The following is a 24833-nucleotide window of genomic DNA, read 5'->3' as shown; positions in this document are numbered from 1 at the left end:
ACCCGGGCCGCAGGGCACCCGCGGGGCCGCGGCATGCGGGCGCCGACCACGGTGTTCACCCGGCCGTGGACGCGGACGTGGTGGTCATCGGGGCCGGGCAGGCCGGCCTGTCGGCCGGGCACGCCCTGCGCCGTGCCGGGCTGGACGGGGCGAGGCCGGGGGGCAGGCCCGGCGGCTTCGTGCTGCTGGACGCCGGGGACGGCCCGGGTGGCGCGTGGGCGCACCGGTGGCCGTCGCTCCGGCTGGACCGGGTGAACCGGATCCACGACCTGCCCGGGATGCCGCAGCCCGCCGCCCCGCCGGACACCCCGGCGTCGGAGCTGATGAGCGCGTACTTCGCCGACTACGAGCAGGTCTTCGAGCTGCCGGTGCGCCGGCCGGTGCAGGTGCGCGCGGTCCGGGCCGACGACCACGGGTTCCGGCTGGACACCTCCGAGGGCTGGTGGACCGCGCGCGGGCTGGTCAACGCCACCGGCACCTGGACCCGGCCGTTCGTTCCGTCCTACCCGGGCCGGGCCGACTTCCGGGGCCGGCAGCTGCACACCGCCGGCTACCGGGGGCCGGAGGAGTTCGCCGGGCAGCACGTGGTGGTCGTCGGCGGCGGCATCTCGGCGGTGCAGCACCTGGCCGAGATCAGCGAGGTCGCCACCACCACCTGGGTGACCCGCCGCGAGCCCGTCTGGCGCACCGACGACTTCGACGCCGACGCCGGCCGGGCGGCGGTGGCCATGGTCGACGAGCGGGTGCGGGCCGGCCTGCCACCGGTCAGCGTCGTGCGGGTCACCGGGCTGGCGCGGTCGCCGATGCTGGCGGCGGCGACCGCCCGCGGGGTCTACACCCGGCTTCCGGTGTTCGACCGGATCACCCCGGACGGCGTGCACTGGGACGCCACCGCCACGAGCCCGGCCCGCGACCTGCGCGCCGACGTGCTGCTCTGGGCCACCGGCTTCCGGGCGGCGCTGGACCACCTGGCCCCGCTGCACCTGCGCACCCCCGGCGGCGGGATCGTCATGGACGGCACCCGGGTCGTCGCCGAACCCCGGCTGCACCTGGTCGGGTACGGGCCGTCGGCCAGCACCGTCGGAGCCAACCGGGCCGGGCGCGCCGCGGTCCGGGAGCTGCTCGCCACCCTGCAGCGGGCGCCCGCGGCCTGACCGGGTCGGTCGGGGTGCCGGCCGGGCGGGTCAGCCGCCGGGGGTGAAGCGCACCGCGACCAGCGCGACGTCGTCCTCGCAGCGCCCGGGCACCAGCCGGTCGAGCAGCCGGTCGGCCAGCTGCTGCACCGGCCGGTCGTGCAGCTCGGTCAGTGCCGCGGTCAGCCGGCCGACCCCGGCGTCCAGGCTCTCCCGGCGGCGCTCGACCAGGCCGTCGGTGTAGAGCACGAACGTGTCGCCGGCGGTCAGCGGGACCTCGCGGTCCTCCCGCCGGGCGGCCGGGTCCACCCCCAGCAGCAGGGCCGGCCGGGGTGTGCGCAGCACCCGCTCGGAGCCGTCGGCGGACACCACCGCCGGCGGCAGGTGGCCGGCGCTGGCCCACCGCAGCCGGGCTGCCCCGCGGGCGCGCTCGTCGGGCGTCTGCTCCAGCCGGGCGACGACGACGGTGGCCATCGCGTCCAGCTCCAGCCCGGCGATCGCCCGGTCCAGGGTGCCGAGCACCGCGGCGGGCCCGTCGTCGGTGGCGTACGCGATGCCGCGCAGCAGCCCGCGCAGCTGGCTCATGCACGCCGCGGCCTCGGTGTCGTGGCCGACCACGTCGCCGATGACGAACACGGTGGCGCCGTCCGGCTGGGGGAACACGTCGTACCAGTCACCACCGATGTGCGACTCGAGCGCGGCCGGCGTGTAGCGCACCGCGATCTCCAGGTCGGGCAGCCGCGGCGGTTCGGACAGCATGCTGCGCTGCAGCGTCTCGGCGGCCTGCTGCACCCGGCGCGAGCGGGCGTACAGCGCCTCCAGCAGGTGCGTGCGCAGCTGGGCGACGTCGGCGAGCTCGGCCGGTGTCCAGGGCTCCGAGCGGCCGCGCACCGTCTCCCGCCAGCGCTCGAAGGACTTCCGCGGGGAGATGCGCACCTGGTCGCCGTCGGACTCGGCGATCGCCTTGTTGTGCGGGTCGCCGCCCCAGTCGACGGTGCGCACCGTCTCCCCGCGCACCCACAGCACGAACTGGTCGCCCGGCAGCGGCACCACCAGCGCACCGCTGGCGTCCCCGGCCGGGGCGCCCAGCTCGGGGGCGCTGTCGCGCAGGCAGTCGGTGGCCACGACGTCCTCGCCCCGGGTGGCCGCCCAGCGGGCCAGCCGGGCGATCAGCCGCTCGGACAGCGACGCACCGGCGCTGCCCAGGTCACCGCGCAGCGAGACCACCACCGAGTCCGCGGGCACCAGCTGCAGCAGGTCGGGCTCGCCGAGCAGGGCGTCGGTGAGCGTGCGGTCCTCGTCCAGCGTGGCGGCGGTCAGCCAGGCCAGCGTGGAGCGGGCCCGCAGGGCGCGCCGCATCTCGTCGTCGGAGACGCGGTCGACCAGCCGCACCGACAGCGTCGAGCCGAGGAACTCCGCCGCGGCGCGGGTGGCGTACGGCGGGGCGTGCGGTCCGCTGTGGTGGTGGCAGGCGATCAGGCCCCACAGCTTCCCGTCGCGCAGCAGCGAGATCGACATCGACGCCTGCACGCCCATGTTGGACAGGTACTCGACGTGGATGGGCGAGACGCTGCGCAGCGCCGACCAGGTCAGGTCCAGCGGCCGGCCGGTGCCCGGGTGGTCGACGGGGTGGATCCGCGCGGGGGTGTACCCGACGTCGGAGATCAACCGGATCCAGTTCTTCTCGTACAGCGCCCGGGCCTGGGCCGGGATGTCCGAGGCCGGGTAGTGCAGGCCGAGGAAGGAGTCGAGGTGCCCGGCCTTGGCCTCGGCGACGACCTCGCCGTTGTGGTCGGCGTCGTAGCGGTACACCATGACCCGGTCGAAGCCGGTCAGTGCCCGCACCGCCTGCGCCGTGATGTCGTACAGCTCCTGCACGGTGGCCGCCCGGTCGAGCTGGGCGACCGTGCCGCGGATGGCCTGGTAGGTGTTCGGGAAGGAGAACGGCCGCGGCCCGGACGCCGGCTCCAGCTCCACCACCAGCGTGCTCACCCGGGCGTCCCCGGCCGGTGCGTCCGAGCGCACCGACCCCCACGCGCTGCTGGCGGTCGCGCCGCCGCCGAACACCACCCGGTGCAGCAGGGCGTCCACCGGCAGCGGCGTGCCGTCCCGGTCGATGATCAGCTCGACCGGGTTGCGCTCGCGCAGGTCGCCGAAGGCGCTCGCCGAGCGGGCGATCGCACCGGCAGGCACCACGCCCAGCACCTCGGTCAGCGGCCGGCCCAGGGCCTGCTGCCAGGGCACGCCGAACACGTCGGCCAGGTTCTCCGACACCTGGACGACGACCTGGTCGGGCTCGGTGACGGCCAGCAGGACCCCGCGCGGCTGGATGCTGCCCGGGACGTGGATCGGCTCCCGCTCGCAGTTGGACAGGTCGACGGGCGCCCCCGGGGCCAGGAAGTCGGCGGCCGGCGGGGGCGTGCGGTCGCTCATCCCGGCTCCCCGTGCGCGCCCACCGGAGCGCACCAGGCCGACAGCGCCCGGAAGGTCCGGCGGGCGGCGTCCACGACGGCGTCCGGGTCGGCGCCGGCGGCCACGGCGTCCCGGGTGGCCCGACGGTAGGCCGCCCACAGCGCGCCGGTGTCCTCCCCGTACGGGGTGAAGGCGCGCAGGCTGCCCGCGGGCGCGAGGTGCGGCAGCGTCGCCAGGTGCCGGTCGATGAACGTGCCGCCCAGGGTCGACCCCTCCAGGACGTACATACGGCCGAGCGCCTGCTCCGGGCCGGTCACCGCGTCCAGCCGGGGCCGGGTGCCGGCCGGCTCGGCGCCGAGGATCCGGAGGTCGGCGGCGAACAGGTACGCACGGCGGCGCCGCGACCACTGCAGCCGGGCGGCCGCACCGGGGTCGGTGCCGAACCAGGCGTCCAGCCCGTCCTCGGCGGCGCACCAGAAGCCGTGCATGCCGCGCAGCACCGACACCAGCCGGTCGGTGGTCAGTTCCGGGTCGGTGAGCGCCAGGCCGTCCTCGACCTGCCGGTGCTCCACGGCCGTCGCGGTGCGCAGCCGGCGCAGCACGTCGGTCGGCCCCGGCGCGCTCGTCCCGCCCTCGTCCGCGTGGCCCTCCAGGACAGCTCCCCCCGAGCTCGTGCGTCGCCCTGCCGGTGTCCCGGGAGGGCGGGCGCGTGGTCCGCCCGCCGGTCGTCGGTGACCTGACCCAATGTAGGTCAGCCGCCCGGGGGGCGCGGGACGAGGCCGCGGGCCAGCCTTGCGGACTTCAGCCCGGCGTGCAGCAGCAGCCGGTGCTCGCCGTCGGTCAGGTCCAGCCCGGTCAGCTGGGCCACCCGGGCCAGCCGGTAGTAGAGCGTCTGCCGGTGCACGCACAGCGCGGCCGCCGCCCGCTGCACGCTGCCGGCGCAGTCCAGGTACACCTCGGCCGTGCCGGCCAGCAGCGGGTCGGCCAGCAAGCCGTCCAGTGCGGCGTCCGGCGGCGGCAGCGCGGCGACCTGCCGCCACACGCCGAGCTCGGTCCAGTGCGCCACGGGGGAGAACCGGTCGACCACCGCCGCCACCCGCGCCGCGGTGCCGGCCTCCCGCCACTGCGCGGCGAGCTCACCGCACCCGGACCGGGCGGCGGCCACCCCGGCCGTGCTGCCCGCCGGCAGACCGCCGAGGGCCGCGGCCGTGAGCGCGCCGGCCGGTCGCAGGTCCGCCGGCCGGGGGAGCGGGACCAGCACGGCCACCACCTCAGCGCCGTCGTCACCGGCGCCGGGCAACACGGTGGAGACCGCCCCGGCCCCGGGCAGCGACCAGCCCGCCGGCAGCCGGCCCGGGCCGGGGTGCAGCGCGACGAGCGTGAGCGGTGCACCGGCACCGAGGGCCCGCTCCAGCGTGCGGCGCGCCCGGTCCGGCGCCGGCGCGGTCAGGCACTCGTGCAGGGCCCGGCCCAGGTCGGCGTCGCGGTCGCCGCGGTCGGCCAGCAGCCGGCCGGCCTCCAGCGCCAGCTCCTCGGCCCGGCGCAGCGCGGGGGCAGTGCGGTCGGTGACGTCGGTGCGCCCCTCGTCGAGCAGCCAGAGGTAGCCGTGCGTCCGCGCGTCGTGCCGCACCGGCAGGCACAGCCGGGTGAGGACCCCGGCCGCCGGGTCGGCCGGGGTGCGCAGCGGGCCGGTGGCCGAGGCGATGCCGAAGTCCTCGAACCACCGGCGGGTGGCAGCCGACGAGCGGCGGGTGAGGATCGACCGGGTGCGCACCGCGTCCATCCCGGCGGCGACCTCGTCCGGCCCGGCGTCGTCGCTGCCGGTGACGTGCGCGCAGAAGGCGAGCAGCGTGAAGTCGGCGTCCTCCAGCGTGGCCGGCGCACCGAGCAGCCGGGACACGTCGTCCACCAGGTCCTGCAGGTCGTCACGCACGCGGGCCCCCTCGCTGATCAGACAAGTGTATGAGACCCGGGCCACGGATCCGGACATCTGTCGCTGGTCCCGACCGGGACCGGGCTCCTAGCGTCGGAGGTGTCGTCGCCGCAGCCCCCGGAGGTCGCCGTGCTCACCCAGAAGGCCCTGCTCGCCGCCTCCCGCACGTCCCGGCTGCGCCGCGTGGTGACCGGCACCGCCGTCACCCGCCGGGTGGTCGACCGGTTCGTGGCCGGCGAGACCCTCACCGACGTCCTGCCGGTGGTCTCCGCGCTTTCCGGCGACGGCATAGCGGTGACCGTGGACCACCTGGGCGAGGACGTCGCCGACCGCGCCCAGGCCGCCCGTTCCCGGGACGCCTACCTGGCCCTGCTGGAGGCGCTGGCGCCGCTGCGGCTGGGGCCGGCCGCCGAGGTGTCGGTGAAGCTGTCCGCGTTCGGCCAGGCGCTGCCCGGCGGGCACGACGTCGCCGCCGAGCTGGTCCGCCCCGTCGTCGAGGCGGCGACCGCGATCGGCACCACGGTCACCCTGGACATGGAGGACCACCGCACCGTGGACTCCACCCTCGCGGTGCTCGCCGGCCTGCGCGAGCAGCACCCGGCCACCGGCGCCGTCGTCCAGGCCGCGCTGCACCGCACCGAGGACGACGTCCGTGCCCTCGCCGTGCCCGGCTCCCGGGTGCGGCTGGTGAAGGGCGCCTACGACGAGCCGGCCGGCGTCGCCCACCAGGACAGGGCCGACGTCGACGCCGCCTACGGCCGGTGCCTGGCCACGCTGATGGCCGGTGGCGGGTACCCGATGGTCGGCACGCACGACCCGGCGCTGATCACCCTCGCCGGGCAGCTGGCCGAGCTCGCCGGCCGCACGGGCGACTCCTGGGAGTTCCAGATGCTCTACGGCATCCGGGTGCAGGAGCAGCGCCGGCTGGCCGCGGCCGGGTACACGGTGCGCTCCTACGTGCCCTACGGCGCCGACTGGTACGGCTACTTCATGCGCCGCCTGGCCGAGCGCCCGGCCAACCTGCAGTTCTTCCTCCGCTCCCTGGTCACCTCCACCTGAACCCCGCCCTCCTACCTGACTTTTTCGGGCAAAAGTCGGCTCTCCCGAACGGAGCACCACGCATGGACGCCGTCACCCAGGTCCCCGCGCCGCGCAACGAGCCGGTGCTCGACTACGCCCCCGGCTCGCCCGAGCGCGCCGAGCTGGAGCGCACGCTCGCCGAGCTCACCGCCGCCGGCCCGGTCGAGCTCACCTCCACCATCGGCGGGAAGCAGGTGATGGCCGGCGGCGAGCGGATCGACGTGGTCGTCCCGCACCGCCACGCCCACGTGCTGGGGACGACGGCCAACGCCACCCACGCCGACGCCGAGGCCGCCGTCGCCGGCGCCAAGGCGGCCGCGCCCGGATGGCAGGAGCTCTCCTTCGACGACCGTGCCGCGGTGTTCCTCAAGGCCGCGGACCTGCTCACCGGCCCGTGGCGGCAGCGGATGAACGCGGCCACCATGCTCGGGCAGAGCAAGACCGCCTACCAGGCCGAGATCGACGCCGCCTGCGAGCTGGCCGACTTCTGGCGCTTCAACGTGCACTTCGCCCGCCAGATCACCGCCGAGCAGCCGGTGTCGTCGGCGGGGGTGTGGAACCGCGTCGACCACCGCCCGCTGGAGGGCTTCGTCTACGCGGTGACGCCGTTCAACTTCACCGCCATCGCCGGCAACCTGCCCACCGCGCCGGCGCTGATGGGCAACACCGTGGTGTGGAAGCCCAGCCCCACCCAGCAGTTCGCCGCCCACCAGCTGATGCGGCTGCTGGAGGCGGCCGGGCTGCCGGACGGCGTGGTCACCATGGTCACCGGTGACGGGGTCGCGGTCTCCGACGTCGCGCTGGCCGACCCGGACCTCGCCGGCATCCACTTCACCGGCTCCACCCGGGTGTTCCAACAGCTGTGGCGCACGGTGGGGGAGAACATCGCGTCCTACCGCGGCTACCCGCGCATCGTCGGGGAGACCGGCGGCAAGGACTTCATCGTGGCCCACCCCTCCGCCGACAGGTCCGTGCTGCGGACGGCGATGGTGCGCGGGGCCTTCGAGTACCAGGGCCAGAAGTGCTCGGCGGCGTCCCGGGCGTACGTGCCGCGCAGCATCTGGGCCGGCCTGCGCGACGAGCTGGTCTCGCTCACCGAGTCGCTGCCCATGGGCGACGTCGCCGACCTGTCGAACTTCCTGGGCGCGGTGATCGACCGCCGGGCCTTCGACCGGCTCGCCGGCGTGCTGGACCGGGCCCGCGCCGACGACGCGCTGAGCGTGGTCGCCGGCGGGACGTGCGACGACAGCGAGGGCTTCTTCGTGCGGCCCACCCTGATCGAGGGCACCGACCCCACGCACGACGTGTTCACCACCGAGTACTTCGGCCCGGTGCTCGCCGTGCACGTGTACGACGACGCCGACTACGACACGGTGCTGACCCAGATGGAGCGGCAGGCGCCGTACGCGCTCACCGGCGCGGTCATCGCCCAGGACCGCGCGGCGATCGCCTCGGCGCAGCGGCTGCTGCGGCACGCCGCCGGCAACTTCTACGTCAACGACAAGCCCACCGGCGCCGTCGTCGGCCAGCAGCCCTTCGGCGGCGGGCGGGCCTCGGGCACCAACGACAAGGCCGGCGCCGCGCAGAACCTGATGCGCTGGACCAGCGCCCGGACCATCAAGGAGACCTTCGTGCCGGCCACGGACCACCGCTACCCGCACATGGGGTGACCGGCGGGGACGACGGCGCCCTTGTGCAGTGACGAGAGGCCCGGCGGGCGGTCAGGTGAGCGCCTGCGCGATCCCCCGGAGCAGGGTGATGACGCCACCGGCCACGGCCAGGGCCAGGACGGCCGGCCGGAGCGCTCCCGGCGGGAAGTGCCGGCCGGCGAGGTGGCCCAGGGCGACACCCACCCCGAGCGCAGCGGTGTACGTCAGCCACTGGCCCACCGGGAGCTCCGGCAGCCCCTTGGTCAGCAGGGACGCCGTGTTGACGCCGAGGAAGTAGACCTGGGCGGTGGCCACGAAGGTCGCCGGTGCCCACCGGTCGGCGGTGGCGTGCACGGCCAGCGCCGGGCCGCCGACCCCGGCGGTGACGTTCATGAACCCCGACGCCACCCCGCCGACCACGGCCCCACCGCGTCCGGACACCAGCGGCAGCGGGCGCCGGGACGCCACCAGGGCCACCGCGACGAGCACCAGCCCCCCCATGACGATGCGGAGCGCCCCCTCGGGCGCGGACCTCGTGACGGCGCTGCCGGCCAGCACCCCGACCACCGAGCACGCCACCAGTAGCACTGCCCGCCGCCACCAGACGTCGCGCCAGGTGCGCACCAGCACCAGCAGCGCCAGCAGCACGGCCAGCGCGTTGCTGAGCGAGACCCCCACCACCGGGCCCGCCACGAGCGCCAGGAGGGGGGCGGCCACCAGCGCGAAGCCGAGTCCGGTGACGCGCTGCGCCGCCGCCCCGACCAGTACGGCGAGCGCCACGAGCACCTGCTCGGTCACCGTTTCCACCCCACGCTCCCCTGCCGGGGTGTGCGCTCAGGCGGCCGCACGTGGGCCCGGCGGATGCGAGCGACGACCACGGCGCGAACAGGGAGCTGCACGGCGGCGGCAGCGGCGATCAGCAGGAGCGGGCCCAGCGAGCCGCCCAGGATCGACGCCACCGTCGCGGCGATCACGAGAAGGCCGGCGAAGGACACCGCCGGTGACCAGCTCGGCTGCATGCCGAGGGACATGCGCTGCCAGGGGTTCCCGGACAGCGGGATGCGCAGCCGGCTCACGACGACGGCCGTACCGGCGCCTCGCAGCAGCACCCCGAGCGACACGCCGGCGAACAGGATGACCCACTTCGCCGGAGAGGGGCCGGGCGGCAGGGGTCGCAGCCCGTACCGGTCCCGGAGCTCGCTGGTCGACCGGGCGAGCGGACCAGGGCGGGACGCGGGGTCGACGAACGCGCTCTCGGCCACCGGGTCCTGGCCGTCGCTCAGCCGGACGGCTGCCCCGAGGGTGTCCACCGGGCTGATGGCGCTGGTCCACAGCGACGCCTCCATGACGCTCAGCAATGCCTCGGCGTCAGCATCCGGCGTCGTCCACACCGAGCCGCTCAGCACAGCCTGACCGCCCAGGAGACCGCGCTGTCGGTAGGTCACGCTCGCGCGGACCACCCCGGGCACCGACGTCAGCCGCTGCTCGACGGTACGGGTCTGTTCCGCCACCGTGGGCGGACCGAGGCCGGCCACCGGGTGCGCAGCCACCTGCGGCACGACGATCACGACGACGGCCACGACGGCCAGCAGGAAGCGGCCGACCGCCTCGCCGTGCACGCGCCCGCCGTCTCAGTCCGGCGGGTGTACGCCGCGGTCCTCGGCGACGGCGGCCAGCAGGCCGGCCACGGTCTCCTCGACGGAGTGGTCCCCGGGCACCCGGCGGCCGGGCTCGTCGTCCTCGAGCGGTTCCAGTGTCTGCAGCTGGCTGGTCAGCAGCGAGGGCGCCATGTAGTGGCCCTTCCGGGCCTGCAGCCGCTGCACCAGCACCTGCTCGGTGACCGTGACGTGGGCGAACCACACCGACGGGTTCTCGTTCCGGAGCAGGTCGCGGTAGGAGCGCTTGAGCGCCGAGCAGGTCACCACGCACGAGCGGCCGGCGGTCTCCTCGCCGTCGATCCAGCCGGCCAGCGACCGCAGCCACGGCCAGCGGTCCTCGTCGTCCAGCGGGATGCCGGCGCGCATCTTCGCCACGTTCGCCTCGGGGTGGAAGTCGTCGCCCTCGGTGAAGGTCCACCCGAGGCGCTGCGCCAGCTCGACGGCGACCGTGGTCTTCCCCGAGCCGGACACCCCCATGACGACGATCGACGTCCCGGGCCGCGGCGTGGCTGTCATGCCGGTCAACGTAGAGGGTGCCCCTTCCGGGCGAGGTGCGGAGGCGGGGTGGTGCGGTGGTCGACAGACTGCACGGGTGATCGAGAGCGTGGACGACCGTCCTACCGGCCCTGTCCTCCCCGCGACGGACGGCGTGAGCGTCCTGGTGCCGGGGGAGACCTGCTGGCGGGTCGAGCGGGCCGAGCGGCACGCGGTCTTCATCGACGCGGCCGACTACTTCGCCACCCTCAAGCAGGTCGTGCTGCAGGCGAAGCGCCGGGTGCTGTTCATCGGCTGGGACTTCGACCCGCGCATCCGGCTGGACCCGCGGGCCGGCGGCCGGGCCCGGGACGACCGGCTGGGCCGCGTGCTGGAGCATGCGGTCGCCGCCACGCCGGAGCTGGAGATCGGCGTCCTGCAGTGGGACCTCGGCATGCTCTACGCACTGGGCCGCGGGATGGCACCGCTGGTGCTGCTGGACCGGCGGACCCCGGACCGGCTGCGTTTCGCCGTGGACACCCACCACCCCCTCGGCGCCGCCCACCACCAGAAGATCGTGGTGGTCGACGACTGCCTGGCCTTCGCCGGCGGCATCGACGTCACCGCCGACCGCTGGGACACCCCCGAGCACCTCGACCGGCACCCGCTGCGACGCCGGCCGGGCTCGCGCCGGCTGCGCGGGCCGTGGCACGACGTGACCAGCCTGGTGTCCGGGCCGGCCGCCCGGGCGCTGGGCGACCTGGCGCGGGAGCGCTGGGAGAGCGGCACCGGCCAGCGCCTGGAGCCGGTGACCGGCGTCGACGCCTGCTGGCCCGAGGGCGTGGAGCCGTTCCTCACCGACGTCGACGTGGCCGTCTCCCGCACCCGGCCCGAGCACGACGGCACGCCGCTGGTGCACGAGGTCGAGCTGCTGTGGCTGGCCACCGTCGCGGCCGCGCGGCGCACCGTCTACATCGAGGCGCAGTACTTCGCCAACCGCCGGGTCGCCGAGGCGATCGCGGAGCGGCTGGCCGAGCCCGACGGGCCGGAGTTCGTCGTGGTCAACCCGGAGTCGGCCGACGGCTGGCTGGAGGAGAAGGCGATGGGCACCGCCCGCGCCCGGCTGCTGGAGCACGTGCGCCGCGCCGACCGGTACGACCGGTTCCGGCTGCTGGTCCCGGTCACCGAGCGACGTCGCCCGGTGTACGTGCACGCCAAGGTGACCTGCCTGGACGACCGGCTGCTGCGGATCGGCTCCTCGAACCTGAACAACCGCTCGATGGGCCTGGACACCGAGTGCGACCTGTCGATCGAGGCGCTGCCGGGCGACCCGCGGGAGGCGGAGGTGTCCGCCGCCGTCCTCGCGCTGCGGCACCGGCTGCTGGGCGAGCACCTCGGCGTCGCCCCCGCCGACGTGGCCGCCGCCGTCGACCGGTGCGGTGGCTCGCTGGTCCGGGCCGTGGACGCGCTGTGCGCGGAGACCGGCCGGTCGCTCGTGCCGTTCACCCCGCCGGACCTCGGACCGGTCGAGCGGTACCTCGGTGACAGCGAGCTGCTGGACGCCGAGCGCACCCCGGACCGCCGGCGACGCGTGCAGCGCGCCTTCTCCGGCCGGCGGCGCTCCCGCCGGCGCTGAGCACGGCGGCGGGGCCACCGGGTGCGGCCCCGCGCCCGGCACCCCGGCATGCTCATCGGGTGGCACCCCCGCCCGAGCACCCGCCGGCCGTCCAGGTGCAGGGCCCGCTGTGGCGGCTGCCCGGCATGCAGGCGCTGGTCGGCGTCGGGCTGGTCGCCTTCGGCAGCTTCAGCCTGACCATCGCCTCGCTGCCGGCGCACGCGGTCGCCGAGGGCGCGGGCGTGCAGCTGGCCGGCGTGGTCACCACCGTCATGCTGGTGGCCACCGTGGCCTCGCAGACCGGGGTGCCGGCGCTGGTGCGCCGGCTGGGCACCGGCCGGGTGCTGGCCGCGGGCCTGCTGGCTCTCGGGCTGCCGGCTCCGCTCTACACCCTCGACGCCGGTGTCGGCTGGCTGTCCGCGGTCTCCGCGGTGCGCGGCTTCGGCTTCGCGGTGCTCACCGTGCTGGCGTTCACGCTGGCCGCGGGCCTGGTCCAGCCTGCCCGGCGGGGCGAGGCGATCGGCGTCTTCGGGGTGTCCGTCGCGCTGCCGAACCTGGCCGCCGTGCCCGCCGGCGCGGCGCTGACCCTGGGCGGGCACTTCCCGTGGGTGGCCTGGCTGGCGGCGATGCCCGTGCTGGGCGTGCTGCTGGTGCCGGCGGTGGCCCGCGCGGCCACCGTGACCCCGCCCGGGCAGCGGCAGGGCGGGGTGGGCACGGCGGCCCGCGCGGCGGCGGCCCCGTCGCTGCTGCTCCTGCTGGTCACCGTCACCGGCGGGGGCCTGATCACCTTCCTGCCCATCGAGCGGCCGGACGGCGCCACGGCCACCCTGGCCCTGCTCGTGCTCGGACTCGGTGCCGCGCTGACCCGCTGGCGGGTGGGCGCGCTCGCCGACCGCGCCGGCAGCCGGGTGCTGCTGCCGGCGGCGGTGCTGGTCTCGGCCGCCGGCATCGCGCTGGTCGCCGGCGGGCTGGTGCTGGACCGTGGCGGCGACGTGGTGGTCGTGCTCGGGGCGGCGGTCTTCGGCGCGGGCAACGGGGCGCTGCAGAACCTGACCCTGCTGGCGGCCTTCGCCCGGGCCGGCGAGGGCGGGACGACGGCGGCGAGCGCGGTGTGGAACGCCTCGTTCGACTCCGGGACGGCGATCGGCGCCGTCGGCGTCGGCGTGCTGGCCGGTGCGGTGGGCCTGCCGGTGGCCTACGTGCTGCTGGCCGTGGTGCTCAGCGCGGTCGTGCCGGTCGCCGTGGCGGCCGCCCGATCGGGGCCCGGACCCGGCTGAGCCGACCCGCCGGGTTCACGCGGAGGCGCCGCGCCGCAGCTCGGCGAGCCGGTCGGCGGGGTCGGGGATCGAGCGCCCGAGCAGGCCGAGGGTCTCGGTGGCGGAGGCGGAGATCCAGCGCCGCAGCCCGACGGTCGAGCCCTTGCCGGCGTCGCGCAGCAGCTGCAGCCGCATCTGCCGGCCGGTGGCCTGGGCCCGCTCGGCCGGTGACAGCGACCGGGCCGCCCGCCGGGCCAGCCCGGTCAGCTCGGCTCCCAGGAACACCAGGTCGGCGCGGTCGTCGAGCTGGGCGAGCAGCCCCTCGGCGGCCGCCTCGTCACCGGACTCCAGGGCGCTCAGGTAGGCGTGCGCGTGGCGCCGGCCGGCGAGGGCGCGGGGATCGGTCATGCCGTCCAGGATGCCCTCCACCGCCCGGCGCCACGCGTGGCCACCGCCGTCAGGTGATGGAGACGGCGATGACCACACCGATGACCAGGTGCGCGACGCCGACGAACACCGACGCCGGGTGGAACTGCTGGCCGACGATCAGCTCGGGCAGGTAGCCGGGGGTGAGCTTGTCCACCAGCCAGTCGACCGCGGCCAGCAGCAGCACGCCGACCAGGCCGAACACCGCGGTGGTGACCAGGCCGTAGGCGAAGTCGTCGTGGGTGGACCAGATGGCCATCGTCACGATGGCGCCGACGGCCAGCAGGTTGGTCGCGGCCACGATGGTGGCGTTGACGTTGCGGTCGGTGCAGATCAGCGTCCCCAGCTTGCCGGGGGTGGTGAGGTCGGTCAGGACGAAGCCGAGGACCAGGATGACGACGGCCACGGCGACGTAGGCGAGCAGCGCCCCCAGTCCGGTGGCGATGTCGCCCCACTGCGTTTCGGTGATCATGGTCGTCGGGCCTCTCGGACGTGGTGGTCGATGGTGTGCGGGGCGAAGTGGGACAGGTTGTCGGTGATCAGGCCGTCGGACTCGCGGATCCCCATGCCCTCGGGGTGCCCGTCGACGACCCAGGTGCCGAGCACCGGGTGGTGCGGGCCGTCGGGGCCGGCGAAGTCCGGCAGCGGGTGCAGCTGCTGCCAGACCCGGCCGCCGGCGCCGTAGCGGCCACCGGCCTCGGCGAGCAGCTCACCGGAGCGCGGGGCGCGCAGTTCCACGTTCGCGCCCTCCCGGCCCAGCAGCGGCTTGGTCGCGTAGCCGGTGGTGACCAGGTCCAGCCGGGCCGGGTCGTCGGCGAAGTAGGCGGGCAGCAGGTACCGGGACAGCACGCTGTCGTGCTCGAACAGCTGCCACAGCACCGGCAGCAGGCCCTTGTTGGACCAGAGCATCTTGTAGACCGGCTCGACCCACGTGGTGCCGCCGCCGCGCCGCAGGTCGGCGACGACCGACGGGCCGAACGCGTCCTCGGCCAGCCACTCCCAGGGGTAGAGCTTGAACACGACGTCGAGGTGCCGGCCCTCGGCGTCGTAGAAGTAGGCGTCACCCGGGTCGAGCTGGATCTGCTCGGTGGTCATCACGGTGAACTCGTAGCCGGCCCGGCGCACGCAGTCGGCCATGTAGGCCACCGTCATCTGGTCCTCGCCCGACCGGTCCTCCGACGTCCAGGCCAGGTGCACGTGCGGCTTGCGGCCGTTGCGCAGCTCCCACAGCCGGAGGTTCCGCGTCCAGGCCTCGATGAGCGCCTCGTCCAGCCGGTTCCACTGGTCCAGGCCGTTGCCGGTCTCCAGGTGCCAGGACCACTGGGACACCGCGCTCTCGACCAGGCTGGTCGGGGTGTCGGCGTTGAACTCCAGCAGCTTGGGCAGCTCGCCGGACTGCTCGCCGCCCCAGGACAGGTCGAACCGGCCGTAGACGCTGGGCGGCTCCGCCTCCCAGTCCCGCCGGACGACGTCCCAGCAGTCGCGCGGGACGCGCATGCGCTGCAGCAGCTCGTCGGAGGCGACGATGCGGTCACCGGCCTCCACGCAGGCGGCGAACAGCTGCTGGGTGGCGCTGAACAGGGTGTCGATCTCGGTGGTGCTGAAGTCGTAGAAGACGTCCTCGCGCCAGTAGGAGACCGGGTCGGCGCCGGGCACCTCGGTGCGGTTGTAGACCAGCCCCTCCGCCTCCACCGCCGCCTGCCAGCCCAGCCGGGCCGTGCCGTACAGGCGTCTCACGAGCCGCCGCTCCGGCTGCCGGTGCCGGAGTCCGAGCCCGAGCCGGTGCCCGACCCGATGCCGCCGCTGACCCGGGATCCCGAGCCGACCGTGCCGGTGCGCGGCAGACCGGCGGCCGCCCGTGCCGCCTGGTCGGAGGGGTTCACGCGCTGGGCGGCGCCGGACCCGCTGCGGTACTGGTTCGGGATCACGTCGCCGCGGCGGTAGGAGTTGCCGCCGAAGCTGCCCACGAAGAAGAAGAACCCACCCCCGCCGCTGCGCTCGGCCTCCTCGCACTCCTCGTCGTCCACGACGGTGCCCTGCTCGTCGGTGCAGTAGACGGTCTGGGCCTGGTCGTCGTCCGTGCCGCAGGCGGCGAGGAAGCCCACCGCCGCCCCGGCGAGGGTGACCGTGGACAGAGCTGCCTTCACGCGGTTCGAGCGCGGGTGGACCCGACTCGGCGTACTGGTCATGGTCTGCTCTCCGGGGTCTCGGATCTCGTGGCAGTGGAGTGTGCCTCAGGTGAGTGCACCCTGTGCCGGGGGTGTCCGTGCAGGCGGGGGATGGTGTCCGAGCCGTGACCCTGCGCCGCCGGTCGGGGACGGCGTGCGGGCGCCCGGCACGACGAAGCCCCCGCCCTCACGAGGAGGACGGGGGCTGGGTTGTGCGCCATCAGGGACTTGAACCCCGAACCCGCTGATTAAGAGTCAGCTGCTCTGCCAATTGAGCTAATGGCGCGGTGCGACGCACTGGGCGGCGACAGGTGAGGACTCTACCAGCGCCCGGGGGCTGCGCCGGGTGGGGGGAGCGAGACACGCAGCACGCCGCGTCGTCGCCGCCGTCCGGGCTGGAGGTGGACACTGGTGCACCGGCGCGTGGTCGGCCCGGGAGACACCCGGGTGCGAGCGCCCGTGTGGGGGTCGGACTGGTGCGACGGATCGCTGCTGTGTTCACCGCGGGGGCCGTGCTCCTGCTCGCCGGGTGTCAGGGCGACACGAGCGACGGGGCGGAGGCCGCGCCGTCGACGTCGTCTGCGCCTGCGGCGTCGCCGGCCGAGGTCTCGGTCACGCCCACCGACGGCACCGCCGACGTGGCACCGACCGTGCCGCTGGAGATCACCGTCGCCGGCGGCGAGCTCACCTCGGCCACGCTGACCGACGCCGCGGGTGCCCGCATCGACGGTGCCGCGGCGCCGGCACCCGAGGGTGGGGACGTGCAGCTGTTCACGCCCAGCACCCCGCTCGCCTACGGCACGACCTACACGTTCACCGCCGTCGCCGAGAACGCCGACGACGAGCCGACCGAGGCCGCCACCACGTTCAGCACGGTGGCCCCGGGCACGCTGAGCACGCCCTCGATCGGTCCGCTGGACGGCACGACGGTCGGCGTCGGCATGCCGATCCGGGTGTACTTCGACGAGCCGGTCGCCGACCAGGCCGCCGCCGAGCGCAACCTGCACGTGACCAGCTCGAGGCCCACCGACGGCGTGTGGAGCTGGGTCACCAGCTCCGAGGTGCACTTCCGGCCCTCCACCTACTGGCCGGCCGACACGCAGGTCACCCTGGACGCCGACCTGTACGGCGTCGACCTCGGGGACGGCGTGTGGGGGGAGAAGGACCGCACGGTGAGCTTCCAGGTGGGGGAGAAGCACGTGTCGGTGGCCGACGCCGCCACGCACACGCTGACCGTCTACGACAGCGACCAGGTCGTGCAGACCTACCCGATGAGCGCCGGCAGCAACGAGAACCCGACGCACAACGGCGCCCACGTGGTGCTGGAGAAGCGGGCCGACATCACGATGAACTCCGAGACCTTCGGCCTCGCCGTGGACGCACCCGGCGGCTACCGCACCGACGTGAAGTGGGCCACCCGCATCTCCAACAACGGCGAGTTCGTGCACGCCGCCCCGTGGTCGGTGGGGCAGCAGGGCAGCAGCAACGTGTCGCACGGCTGCATCAACCTCTCCACCGAGCGGGCCCGCTGGTTCTTCGACTTCTCCCAGCCCGGCGACGTCGTGGAGGTGGTCAACTCGATCGGCGGCACCCTCTCGCCGGCCGACGGCGACATCTACGACTGGGCCGTGCCGTGGGACCAGTGGAAGGCCGGCAGCGCCCTGCAGTGACCGCAGCCCGACCCGCCCGGCCCGCGTGACCGGGCGGGGGTCGCGGCCGGCCCGCCCGGACACGCGGGGCCGGCCTGAGCGGCGTTTGGGAGTCGATCTTCGCGGGCACCCACCCGGCCGACTCCCAGGAAGGGGATGGCCGTGGACACCTGGCTCATCGTGCTCATCGTCGTGGCCGCGCTCGTGGTGCTCGCACTCGTCGCACTCGCGCTCGCCCGGCGCAGCAGGAACGACCCGAGGAAGCAGGCCCAGGCGCGCGAGCACCTGGAGCAGGCCCGGCTGCACGGCGCCCGCGCCGAGCGTGAGCAGGCCGCCGCCGAGGAGACCGCCGCCCGCGCCCGCCGCGAGCGTGCCGAGGTCGAGATGCGGTCCACCGAGGCCGAGCAGGAGGCCCGCGAGCGGGCCGCGCACGCCGAGCGCGAGCGGGCGCAGGCCGCCGAGCTGCGCGCCAAGGCCAAGAAGCTGTCGCCGCACGTGCTGGACGAGCCGCAGACCCCGCACAGCAACTCCCACGGCCTAAACGCCGACCACGACGGCACCAGCGGGCACGGCTTCGACGGTCGCAGCGACCTGGACGGTCAGGGCCTCAGCCGCGGCGCCGGGCAGCGGTTCGACCGTGACCACGAGCGCCGCGGCGACCTGGACGGTGAGGGCCTGAACCGGGTCAACCAGCAGAGCGGCCACGGTGACCGCGTGGAGACCCGGCGCAACGAGGTGGTCGACCACGGGCGCAACGAGGCCCGGGAGCACGACGACGACCTGACCCGGCCCCAGCAGGTCGTCGCCGACCAGCGTCACCAGGGTGGTGCGACCCGGGCCTGACCCCCGGCACACCGGCACCGAGGCCGCCGTCCCCCCGTCGGGGACGGCGGCCTCGGTGCGTCCCCGTTCGTCACGAGCTGTTCGCCCGCTGTGCGCCGACCGGACGGGCGGGGCAGGGTGGGATCGGCAGAGGCCGTCGGCGAGGGTCGCCGTCGGAGCCTCCGGGAGAGCCCTCATGACCAGATCCCCCCGCCTGCACGTCGGCGTCGTCGCGGTCGCCCTGGCCGTGCCGCTCGTGGTGGCCGCCCCGGCCGTGCAGGCCGCGCCCGGTGGTGGGCACGGCGCCGAGAGCGCCGACGAGCTGCTGGTCATCGGCCACCGCGGCGCCTCCGGCTACCGGCCCGAGCACACCCTGGCCTCCTACGAGCTGGCCGCGCGGATGGGCGCCGACTACATCGAGCCCGACGTGGTGAGCACGAAGGACGGCGTGCTGGTGGCCCGGCACGAGCCGGAGATCTCCGGCACGACCGACGTCGCCGAGCACCCGGAGTTCGCCGACCGGAAGACCACCAAGGACCTCGACGGGGTGCCCACGACCGGCTGGTTCACCGAGGACTTCACCCTCGCCGAGCTGCAGACCCTGCGCGCCGTCGAGCGCATCCCCGACGTGCGCGAGGAGAACACGCTCTACGACGGGCTCTACCAGGTGCCGACCCTGGACCAGGTGCTCGAGCTGCGGGACGAGCTCAGCCGCGAGCTGGGCCGCGAGATCGGCGTCTACGTGGAGACCAAGCACCCCACCTACTTCGACGCCGAGGGCCTGTCGCTGGAGGAGCCGCTGCTCGCCGACCTGCACGAGGCCGGGCTGGACAAGCGCCGCTCGCCGGTCTTCATCCAGTCCTTCGAGACCACCAACCTGCAGGAGCTCCACGACGATGGCGTCCGGGTGCCGCTGGTGCAGCTGCTGTCGGCGACCGGCGCGCCCTACGACCTCGTCGCCGCCGGCGACCCGCGCACCTACGCCGACCTGTCCAGCGCCGAGGGCCTCGCCGGGATCGCCGAGTACGCCGCGGGCGTCGGGCCGGAGAAGGTCCAGGTCATCCCGCGCGCGGAGGACGGGACGCTGGGGGAGCCGACCAGCTTCGTGGCCGACGCGCACGCGGTGGACCTGCTGGTGCACCCCTACACGTTCCGCAACGAGAACTCCTTCCTCCCGGTCGACCTGCGCGAGGGCGAGGCGCCCGACGACTACGGCCGGGCGCTGGAGGAGCAGCAGCGCTACTGGGAGGCCGGCGTCGACGGCCTGTTCACCGACAACCCGGACACCGGTGTCGTCTCGCGTGAGCTGTTCGAGCAGAGCGGCGGGCAGGCCACGGCCTGAGCCGCGATCCGTCCCGGGCGCCCGGCACCCGTCCGCGGGGTGCCGGGCGCCCGCTCGGCACCGGGACGGGGACCCAGGTGAGGACCACCGGCAGGGCGCCCGTGAGGTCCTGGGGACACCGGTTCCCCGCGGATGTCGCCGACCGAGGTCCCGATCTCCGGGTCCTGCCCGGTCACCCGTCCGGGTGGACCACGGCCGCACGGGTCCTCGGGGCGCGCCCTGGTCCGGCATCCTCGGCGGCGCGCCGCCGACGACGCGGGCGTCCCGCCGGACCCGAGGGAGACCCGTGCCGCAGCTGTTCACCCAGGCATCGCTCGCCGCACAGGCCGGGGTGGACCCGTGGGCACTGCGGGACCTGCTGACCAGCGGCGACCCGGCCGAGATCATCACCCTGGCGCAGGCCTTCTACACCGCCGCCGGTGAGGTCGACGACGCGGCCGCCACCCAGGCCCGCGCACAGCAGTACGTGGCCGACGGGTACGTCGTCGACGGCAGTTCGCCGATCGACGCCTCCGCGCAGGCGACCGCGTTCCGGGACGGCATGGGCGCCTCGTCGGCCGCCCTGGACTCGATCGCAGGGCTGCTGGTCACGATCAGCGACTCCCTCGCCGCCAGCACCGCGACCGCGGTGGACCGGGTGGTCGCCCTGGAGGGCACGCTGAGCACGGTCGTCGCCGACCTGAACGCGCGGATCGCCCGGCTGCCCGCCGAGGACGTGGCGGCCAACCGCCCCGCGATGGAGGACAGTGCGGTCAGCACCGCGGTACAGGCGGTGGAGGACGCCGGCGGCGCCGTGCAGACGGTCGTCGACGGCTACGAGCACCTGCTGGCCGACAGCCTGCGCAGGCTGGCCGACCTGGGCTACATCCCGCCGGACGCCCTCGACGAGGGACCCGGTGACCTGGACCCGTCGGCCGCCGACGGCGCCGCCGACGCGGCGACCACGCTGGAGGCGCTGACCGCCCCGGACGCGGCCACGGGCCTGGCGCAGTACGACGCGGCGACGCAGTACGTCGACCTGCTCAACCGCCGGTACGCCGCGACCGGGCAGCTCAGCGACGCCGAGTTCGCGTACCTCTCGGCGTACTACGACGCCACCGCCCCGCACTTCGGCGAGATCGACGCCTGGCTGCAGAGCGGGCCGGTGCGCGACGCGCTGGCGCTGCCGCCGAGTCTGCCCCTCGCCGAGCAGGACGCCGCGCGCACCGCCGCCGTCGAGACCCGGGCCGCGGTGCTCGCCGACGGCCTGCTGCACCTCAGCGCCGCCGCCGAGCAGACCGACGACGCCGGTGACCCGCGCGCCGGGTACGACGACCGGGGCCGGCCCGCCTCCGGCTTCGCCGCGCTCCCGGCATCGGTGCGGGAGATCCTCACCAGCGACATCGGGGAGCACCTGCCCTCGCCGCAGACCCCGGACGCCCCGGACGCGCCGCTCCTGCTCCGCGCCAGCTGGGTCGACGGGCACTGGGTGGTGGCGAACCTCGAGCGCAACAGCGGGTTCACCGCCCTGCTCGACCACGCCAGCCCGGACGTCACCGGCGGCGACGCGTTCTCCCGGCAGCTCGCCCAGTCGGCCGTGAGCTGGAAGCAGGACCTGAACGCCGTCCAGCTGAACACCGAGAACTGGCTCTCCGGCGCGCACCGGGCCGACGTGACGGTGTTCTACAGCGACGAGCCGGGCGCCACCGGCTTCAGCGACCGGGCCGTCGCGTTCGGCTTCCCCCCGGACCTGGACCCGGAGCACCTGGACCTCGGGCTCTCCGACGCAGGCTCCTCCGACGGCCTGTCGGTCGCCGCCCGCAACCCCGCCGTCGTCGCGTCGCTGCTGGCGGGTGAGCACGACGGCGGGGACTTCCGGCACGCGGTGATCGGGCTGGACTGGCAGGACGGCGAGGGCGCCGGGGACCTGATCGTCGCCGGCACCACCCCCGGGGTGCCGGGCAGCGACCGGGCAGCCCTGGCGGTGGTGCAGGACGTCGGCTCGGACTCCCTCTCGCTGGCCAGCACGGTGAACGGCAGCGTGGCCACCGCGCTGACCGTGGTCGGCGTCCAGCGGCTGGAGGCGCTGTCCCACGCCGGCGAGGGGGTGGAGACCAGCGGCATCAACCGGGTGTACCCGCTGGCCGGCGGCCCGGTCGACGGGCTGGAGCTCTCCGACCACGACGCCGCCAACTACCTGAAGTTCGTGGCGCTCACCGGCCCGGAGCGCTACGGGCTGCTGCACGCGGCTGCGCTGGAGCAGGGAGCGCAGTGGATCGCCGCGTATGGCTCCGACGGGGCGCACCGCGCGTCCGTCCTCGCCGGCTCGGTGCAGGCGGCCGGCTTCTCCGCCGCCATCGACCAGGCCTCCGCGGCGCAGTCGAAGGACGCTGACGCCTTCGTGGCCGCCGTGCGCTCCGAGCAGGAGCAGGCGAGCCGGCACCTGCTCACGACGATCGGCCTGCAGACGGTGGGTGCCTTCATCGACGTGGCCTCGCTCGGTGCCGCGGACAACGTCGGCACGGTGCTCGACGCCCTCGGTACGGTGCACGGCATCGTCTCCGACGGGGTGGGCGACGTGCAGGAGGCCACCGGCGAGGACCCGTACGAGGACGCGATGTCCGGTGTGCTGGAGTGGGGGGAGTTCAGCGTCAACGGGTACCGCACCAGTGCCGGGGTCGACGCCGGCACCACGGCCGACCAGCAGTGGATGGCGACCCGCGCCGCCGGTGTCACCGGCGCTCCGGACGTCGTCACCGCCGGGCTGGTCGACGGGGACGGCATGCCGACCCGGGACAGCGGTGGACTGGCCCAGCCCGACGGCTCGCGTGCCCCCGCCACGGAGTCCGGGTCACCGGTCGGGCCCGTGCCCGACGACGTCGACCCGCGCGCCGTCGCCGACCAGCTGCTGGACGCGACCTACGGGCCCTACCTGGGCAGCTGGGGCGATGCAGGGATCGACACGGTGGTCGCCGCCCCACCGACCGACCGGTACACCTCCTGGAGCGACCACGAACAGCTCAGCGCCATCCGCACCGGCAGCAACCAGGTCTACGAGTGGCGCACCGACGACATCCTGGTCGGGTACCTGATCGACCCGGTGCGGGTGGACTCCGTGCTGAAGGACCTGAAGAGCGAGAAGCCGTCCTGGGACGCGGGCCGGGCCCGGTGACGGCGGGCACCCGCCGGCCACGCCGCAGCGCCCCCGCAGCGGTCGCCGCGGTCGCGGCACTGCTGCTGGCCGGGTGCTCGACGGCCGAGCCGGCCGCACCGGCGGCCGCGCCAGACGACTGCTCGTGGCCGGACACCTCGACTCCGGTGCAGGACGGCTACGGCCTCGCCGTCTCCGGGGTGGGGCCGACGGAACTGCGCGCCTACCGGGCCGCCACCGGTGAGCTGGTGGGCCGGTGCCGCTTCGAGCGGGCCGTGTCCGCCGACCCGCCGCTGATCGACGCCGCCGGGCAGCCGGTCGACCCCGGCCGCGCCGGCCGGCTGCCGCGGCCGCCGGTGGCCGGCCCCGTCGTCGACCTGCTCCCGGACAACACCCGGGACCCGCAGGGGGCACCGCTCCAGGGCGGCGTCCGGCAGCTGGACGGCGGCCGGCGGGTCGCGCTCGGCTTCACCGGCTGGGCGGTCACCACCACGATCGCCGACCGGCTGCTGCTCGCCCGGGTGCCCGAGAGCCGCGACGGCGTGGCGGCCGCCGAGGCGTCCACCGACCCGGCCGACTGGTGCGTGCTGCCCGAGGTCACCGCCCCGCTGACCGACTGCGTCGCCGTCCCGGGGGCCACGGTCCCGGGCACGGCGACGGTCACGCCCGCCGGTGACGTGCGGTGGGTGCCCGAGCAGGGCGTGCCCGCCGTCGTCGGTGCCGTGCCCGGGTCGCTGGCCGGGGACGGTGCGGACTTCACCGCCGGCTTCGTCCCGGAGACCGGGCCCGTCCTGCCCGGCACCCTCGACGGCCGGGCACTGGTCGGCTGGGACGTCGGCGACGGCCTGACGGCCCCGCCGGAGGTGCGCTGGTCGGTGCGGTCCGACGGCGCCGAGCACCGCTCGCCCACCCGTGCCGGGGAGCTGGTCGACACCTTCTCCGGCGCGCAGCTGTCGGCCGACGGGCGCACCCTGACGCTGATCGCCGTCGCCGACGCCGGTGGACGAGAGTGCGGCCTGCTCCGGCACCGCGACGACGGTTCGCTGCCCGTGCTGCTCGGGCTGAGCACGCGCGACCGTGGGGTCTGCCCGTCCCTGGTGGCCTGGCCCGAGGCCGACGGCGCCGCGGCGTAGCCGGCGCGCGGATCAGGCCACGAGGGTGGCGAAGCCCTCCTGCCAGGAGGCGAGGCGCGGCCGCCACCCCAGGTGCTCCCGCGCCGCCGCGTTGGACGCGGGTGGGAGCTGCTCGCCGTAGTAGACGGCCTGGGCCCCCTGCTGCCGGCCGGCGTCCGCGGCCGTGCTCCGGCCGGGCTCCGGGGCGTGCAGCAGCCGGGCCAGGTGCGGCAGCCAGCGGGCCTGCGCGGCGGGGTCGTCGTCCACCACGTTGTAGACGCCCGCCGGACCCTGCTCCACGGCCAGCACGGTGGCCGCGACGGCGTCCAGGGTGTGCACGAACGGGTAGCTGCCGCGGCCCTCGCCGACCACCGGCACCCGACCGGCCCGCACCGCCTCCCACAGCTCACCGCCGGGGCCGAGGGCGGTGCCGGGCCCGTAGAGGAACCCGTAGCGCAGGACCACGCCCTCGACGTCCGGCGTCCCGGTGACGACGCGTTCGAGCGCGGCGTTCGCGAGCACGTGACCCAGGACCGGCTCCGGTGCCCCGGTGTACAGCGGCGACCGCTCGTCGGTGGGGGCGGGGGCGTCGGGTGCGGTCATGAAGCTGGCGCTCTGCGCGACCACCCGGCGGGTGCCGGCGGCCCGGGCGGCCTGCGCCAGCGTCGCCGACGCCTCGGCGCGCAGCCGGTTGGTGGTGGCCAGCCACCGGGCGTGGTCGGTGGCCGGGGTGGACAGCGAGGTCAGCTGGTTGACCAGCACCTCCGGGCGGGCCCGGAGCACCGCGGCGTGCACGGCGTCCCGGTCGAAGGCGTCGAGCACCACCGGCTCGGCGCCCAGCTGCCGCACCAGGGACGCCGTCCGGTCGGAGTGGGTGCTGGCGGTGACCTGGTGACCGAGGGTGACGAGCTGCTGGACGAGCGGGCGGCCGAGGACACCCGAGCCGCCGGCGACGAAGACGTGCATGTCTGCTC

At 75.5% G+C, this 24833-nt stretch carries 21 protein-coding genes and 1 tRNA gene; 10 read left to right on the top strand and 12 right to left on the bottom strand.

Annotated elements, in window-relative coordinates; translation table 11 throughout:
- Positions 1–65: 65 nt before the first annotated feature.
- Positions 66–1154 (top strand): NAD(P)-binding domain-containing protein, encoded by a 1089-nt coding sequence (locus G1H19_RS07495; protein WP_162392690.1) that lies wholly within the window; start codon positions 66–68, stop codon positions 1152–1154.
- Positions 1155–1184: 30 nt separating this feature from the next.
- Here G1H19_RS07495 and G1H19_RS07490 read toward each other — a convergent pair whose 3' ends face one another.
- From G1H19_RS07490 to G1H19_RS07480, 3 genes are all read right to left on the bottom strand, one after another.
- Entirely contained in the window at positions 1185–3566 is a 2382-nt protein-coding gene (locus tag G1H19_RS07490; RefSeq protein ID WP_152729784.1) for a SpoIIE family protein phosphatase, read from the bottom strand.
- Positions 3563–4147 carry a biliverdin-producing heme oxygenase gene (locus tag G1H19_RS07485; protein ID WP_235928043.1) on the bottom strand — a complete coding sequence of 195 codons (585 nt, stop codon included), beginning with the start codon at positions 4145–4147 and terminating at the stop codon, positions 3563–3565. Before G1H19_RS07485 ends, G1H19_RS07490 begins: the two co-directional genes overlap by 4 nt.
- Positions 4148–4296: 149 nt before the next feature.
- Positions 4297–5478, bottom strand: a complete 1182-nt coding sequence (locus G1H19_RS07480; protein WP_174278003.1) for a PucR family transcriptional regulator — start codon at positions 5476–5478, stop codon at positions 4297–4299.
- A gap of 99 nt (positions 5479–5577) precedes the next feature.
- Between G1H19_RS07480 and G1H19_RS07475 the strand changes: the two genes are divergently transcribed.
- Both G1H19_RS07475 and pruA read left to right on the top strand, forming a co-directional pair.
- Positions 5578–6537 carry a proline dehydrogenase family protein gene (locus G1H19_RS07475; RefSeq protein WP_235928042.1) on the top strand — a complete coding sequence of 320 codons (960 nt, stop codon included), beginning with the start codon at positions 5578–5580 and terminating at the stop codon, positions 6535–6537.
- Positions 6538–6599: 62 nt separating this feature from the next.
- Complete coding sequence (gene pruA / locus G1H19_RS07470; protein WP_152729782.1) at positions 6600–8228, top strand: L-glutamate gamma-semialdehyde dehydrogenase; 1629 nt, start codon at positions 6600–6602, stop codon at positions 8226–8228.
- A 51-nt stretch (positions 8229–8279) separates the two neighbouring features.
- On the opposite strand, the gene G1H19_RS07465 is transcribed toward pruA, so the two are convergent.
- From G1H19_RS07465 to G1H19_RS07455, 3 genes are read right to left on the bottom strand one after another with little or no spacing between them, the layout of a single operon-like run.
- Complete coding sequence (locus G1H19_RS07465; RefSeq protein WP_152729781.1) at positions 8280–9014, bottom strand: TSUP family transporter; 735 nt, start codon at positions 9012–9014, stop codon at positions 8280–8282.
- The gene (locus G1H19_RS07460) at positions 9002–9826 is read right to left on the bottom strand and encodes a hypothetical protein (RefSeq protein ID WP_152729780.1); all 825 of its coding nucleotides are present in this window, start codon (positions 9824–9826) and stop codon (positions 9002–9004) included. Before G1H19_RS07460 ends, G1H19_RS07465 begins: the two co-directional genes overlap by 13 nt.
- 12 nt (positions 9827–9838) lie before the next feature.
- Positions 9839–10381, bottom strand: a complete 543-nt coding sequence (locus tag G1H19_RS07455; RefSeq protein ID WP_152729779.1) for a gluconokinase — start codon at positions 10379–10381, stop codon at positions 9839–9841.
- Between the two features lie 133 nt (positions 10382–10514).
- Between G1H19_RS07455 and G1H19_RS07450 the strand changes: the two genes are divergently transcribed.
- Positions 10515–11975 (top strand): phospholipase D-like domain-containing protein, encoded by a 1461-nt coding sequence (locus G1H19_RS07450; RefSeq protein ID WP_235928041.1) that lies wholly within the window; start codon positions 10515–10517, stop codon positions 11973–11975.
- A 59-nt stretch (positions 11976–12034) separates the two neighbouring features.
- Positions 12035–13231 (top strand): MFS transporter, encoded by a 1197-nt coding sequence (locus G1H19_RS07445; RefSeq protein ID WP_235928040.1) that lies wholly within the window; start codon positions 12035–12037, stop codon positions 13229–13231.
- Positions 13232–13246: 15 nt separating this feature from the next.
- Here G1H19_RS07445 and G1H19_RS07440 read toward each other — a convergent pair whose 3' ends face one another.
- The 5 genes from G1H19_RS07440 to G1H19_RS07420 all read right to left on the bottom strand — a co-directional run bounded on the left by G1H19_RS07440 (position 13247) and on the right by G1H19_RS07420 (position 16090).
- A complete protein-coding gene (locus G1H19_RS07440; protein ID WP_152729777.1) occupies positions 13247–13618 on the bottom strand; it encodes a hypothetical protein in 372 nt (123 codons plus the stop codon).
- Positions 13619–13667: 49 nt separating this feature from the next.
- Positions 13668–14108 (bottom strand): DUF350 domain-containing protein, encoded by a 441-nt coding sequence (locus G1H19_RS07435; RefSeq protein WP_152729776.1) that lies wholly within the window; start codon positions 14106–14108, stop codon positions 13668–13670.
- A complete protein-coding gene (locus G1H19_RS07430; protein WP_162392688.1) occupies positions 14105–15373 on the bottom strand; it encodes a glutathionylspermidine synthase family protein in 1269 nt (422 codons plus the stop codon). The genes G1H19_RS07435 and G1H19_RS07430 overlap by 4 nt, the downstream gene beginning before the upstream one ends.
- On the bottom strand, positions 15370–15783 hold the full coding sequence (locus G1H19_RS07425; protein WP_152729775.1) for a hypothetical protein: 414 nt from the start codon (positions 15781–15783) through the stop codon (positions 15370–15372). Before G1H19_RS07425 ends, G1H19_RS07430 begins: the two co-directional genes overlap by 4 nt.
- Positions 15784–16017: 234 nt before the next feature.
- Positions 16018–16090, bottom strand: a tRNA-Lys gene (locus G1H19_RS07420).
- Positions 16091–16280: 190 nt separating this feature from the next.
- Here G1H19_RS07420 and G1H19_RS07415 point away from each other — a divergent pair.
- From G1H19_RS07415 to G1H19_RS07395, 5 genes are all read left to right on the top strand, one after another.
- Positions 16281–17474, top strand: a complete 1194-nt coding sequence (locus G1H19_RS07415) for an Ig-like domain-containing protein (RefSeq protein WP_328727095.1) — start codon at positions 16281–16283, stop codon at positions 17472–17474.
- 141 nt (positions 17475–17615) lie between these two features.
- Positions 17616–18296: a hypothetical protein gene (locus G1H19_RS22550; protein ID WP_193616507.1), complete on the top strand. Its 681-nt coding sequence runs from the start codon at positions 17616–17618 to the stop codon at positions 18294–18296.
- A gap of 175 nt (positions 18297–18471) precedes the next feature.
- Positions 18472–19617 (top strand): glycerophosphodiester phosphodiesterase, encoded by a 1146-nt coding sequence (locus G1H19_RS07405; RefSeq protein ID WP_152729774.1) that lies wholly within the window; start codon positions 18472–18474, stop codon positions 19615–19617.
- A gap of 286 nt (positions 19618–19903) precedes the next feature.
- Complete coding sequence (locus tag G1H19_RS07400; protein WP_152729773.1) at positions 19904–22768, top strand: putative alpha/beta hydrolase; 2865 nt, start codon at positions 19904–19906, stop codon at positions 22766–22768.
- Positions 22765–23880: a hypothetical protein gene (locus G1H19_RS07395; RefSeq protein ID WP_152729772.1), complete on the top strand. Its 1116-nt coding sequence runs from the start codon at positions 22765–22767 to the stop codon at positions 23878–23880. Before G1H19_RS07400 ends, G1H19_RS07395 begins: the two co-directional genes overlap by 4 nt.
- A 12-nt stretch (positions 23881–23892) precedes the next feature.
- Here G1H19_RS07395 and G1H19_RS07390 read toward each other — a convergent pair whose 3' ends face one another.
- Positions 23893–24825 carry an NAD-dependent epimerase/dehydratase family protein gene (locus G1H19_RS07390; RefSeq protein ID WP_152729771.1) on the bottom strand — a complete coding sequence of 311 codons (933 nt, stop codon included), beginning with the start codon at positions 24823–24825 and terminating at the stop codon, positions 23893–23895.
- Positions 24826–24833 lie beyond the last annotated feature (8 nt).

It is taken from the genome of Goekera deserti (genome assembly GCF_010685995.1).
In the GTDB taxonomy this organism is placed as follows: domain Bacteria; phylum Actinomycetota; class Actinomycetes; order Mycobacteriales; family Geodermatophilaceae; genus Goekera; species Goekera deserti.
This window is presented reverse-complemented; position numbering and strand designations above follow the sequence as displayed.

What these genes read in the sequence shown, in the direction of transcription:
- G1H19_RS07435 (WP_152729776.1), bottom strand. Translation starts at nt 14,108, where the DNA reads ATGATCACCGAAACGCAGTGGGGCGACATCGCCACCGGACTGGGGGCG.
- G1H19_RS07490 (WP_152729784.1), bottom strand. Translation starts at nt 3,566, where the DNA reads ATGAGCGACCGCACGCCCCCGCCGGCCGCCGACTTCCTGGCCCCGGGG.
- G1H19_RS07390 (WP_152729771.1), bottom strand. Translation starts at nt 24,825, where the DNA reads ATGCACGTCTTCGTCGCCGGCGGCTCGGGTGTCCTCGGCCGCCCGCTC.
- G1H19_RS07455 (WP_152729779.1), bottom strand. Translation starts at nt 10,381, where the DNA reads ATGACAGCCACGCCGCGGCCCGGGACGTCGATCGTCGTCATGGGGGTG.
- pruA (WP_152729782.1), top strand. Translation starts at nt 6,600, where the DNA reads ATGGACGCCGTCACCCAGGTCCCCGCGCCGCGCAACGAGCCGGTGCTC.
- G1H19_RS07405 (WP_152729774.1), top strand. Translation starts at nt 18,472, where the DNA reads ATGACCAGATCCCCCCGCCTGCACGTCGGCGTCGTCGCGGTCGCCCTG.
- G1H19_RS07440 (WP_152729777.1), bottom strand. Translation starts at nt 13,618, where the DNA reads ATGACCGATCCCCGCGCCCTCGCCGGCCGGCGCCACGCGCACGCCTAC.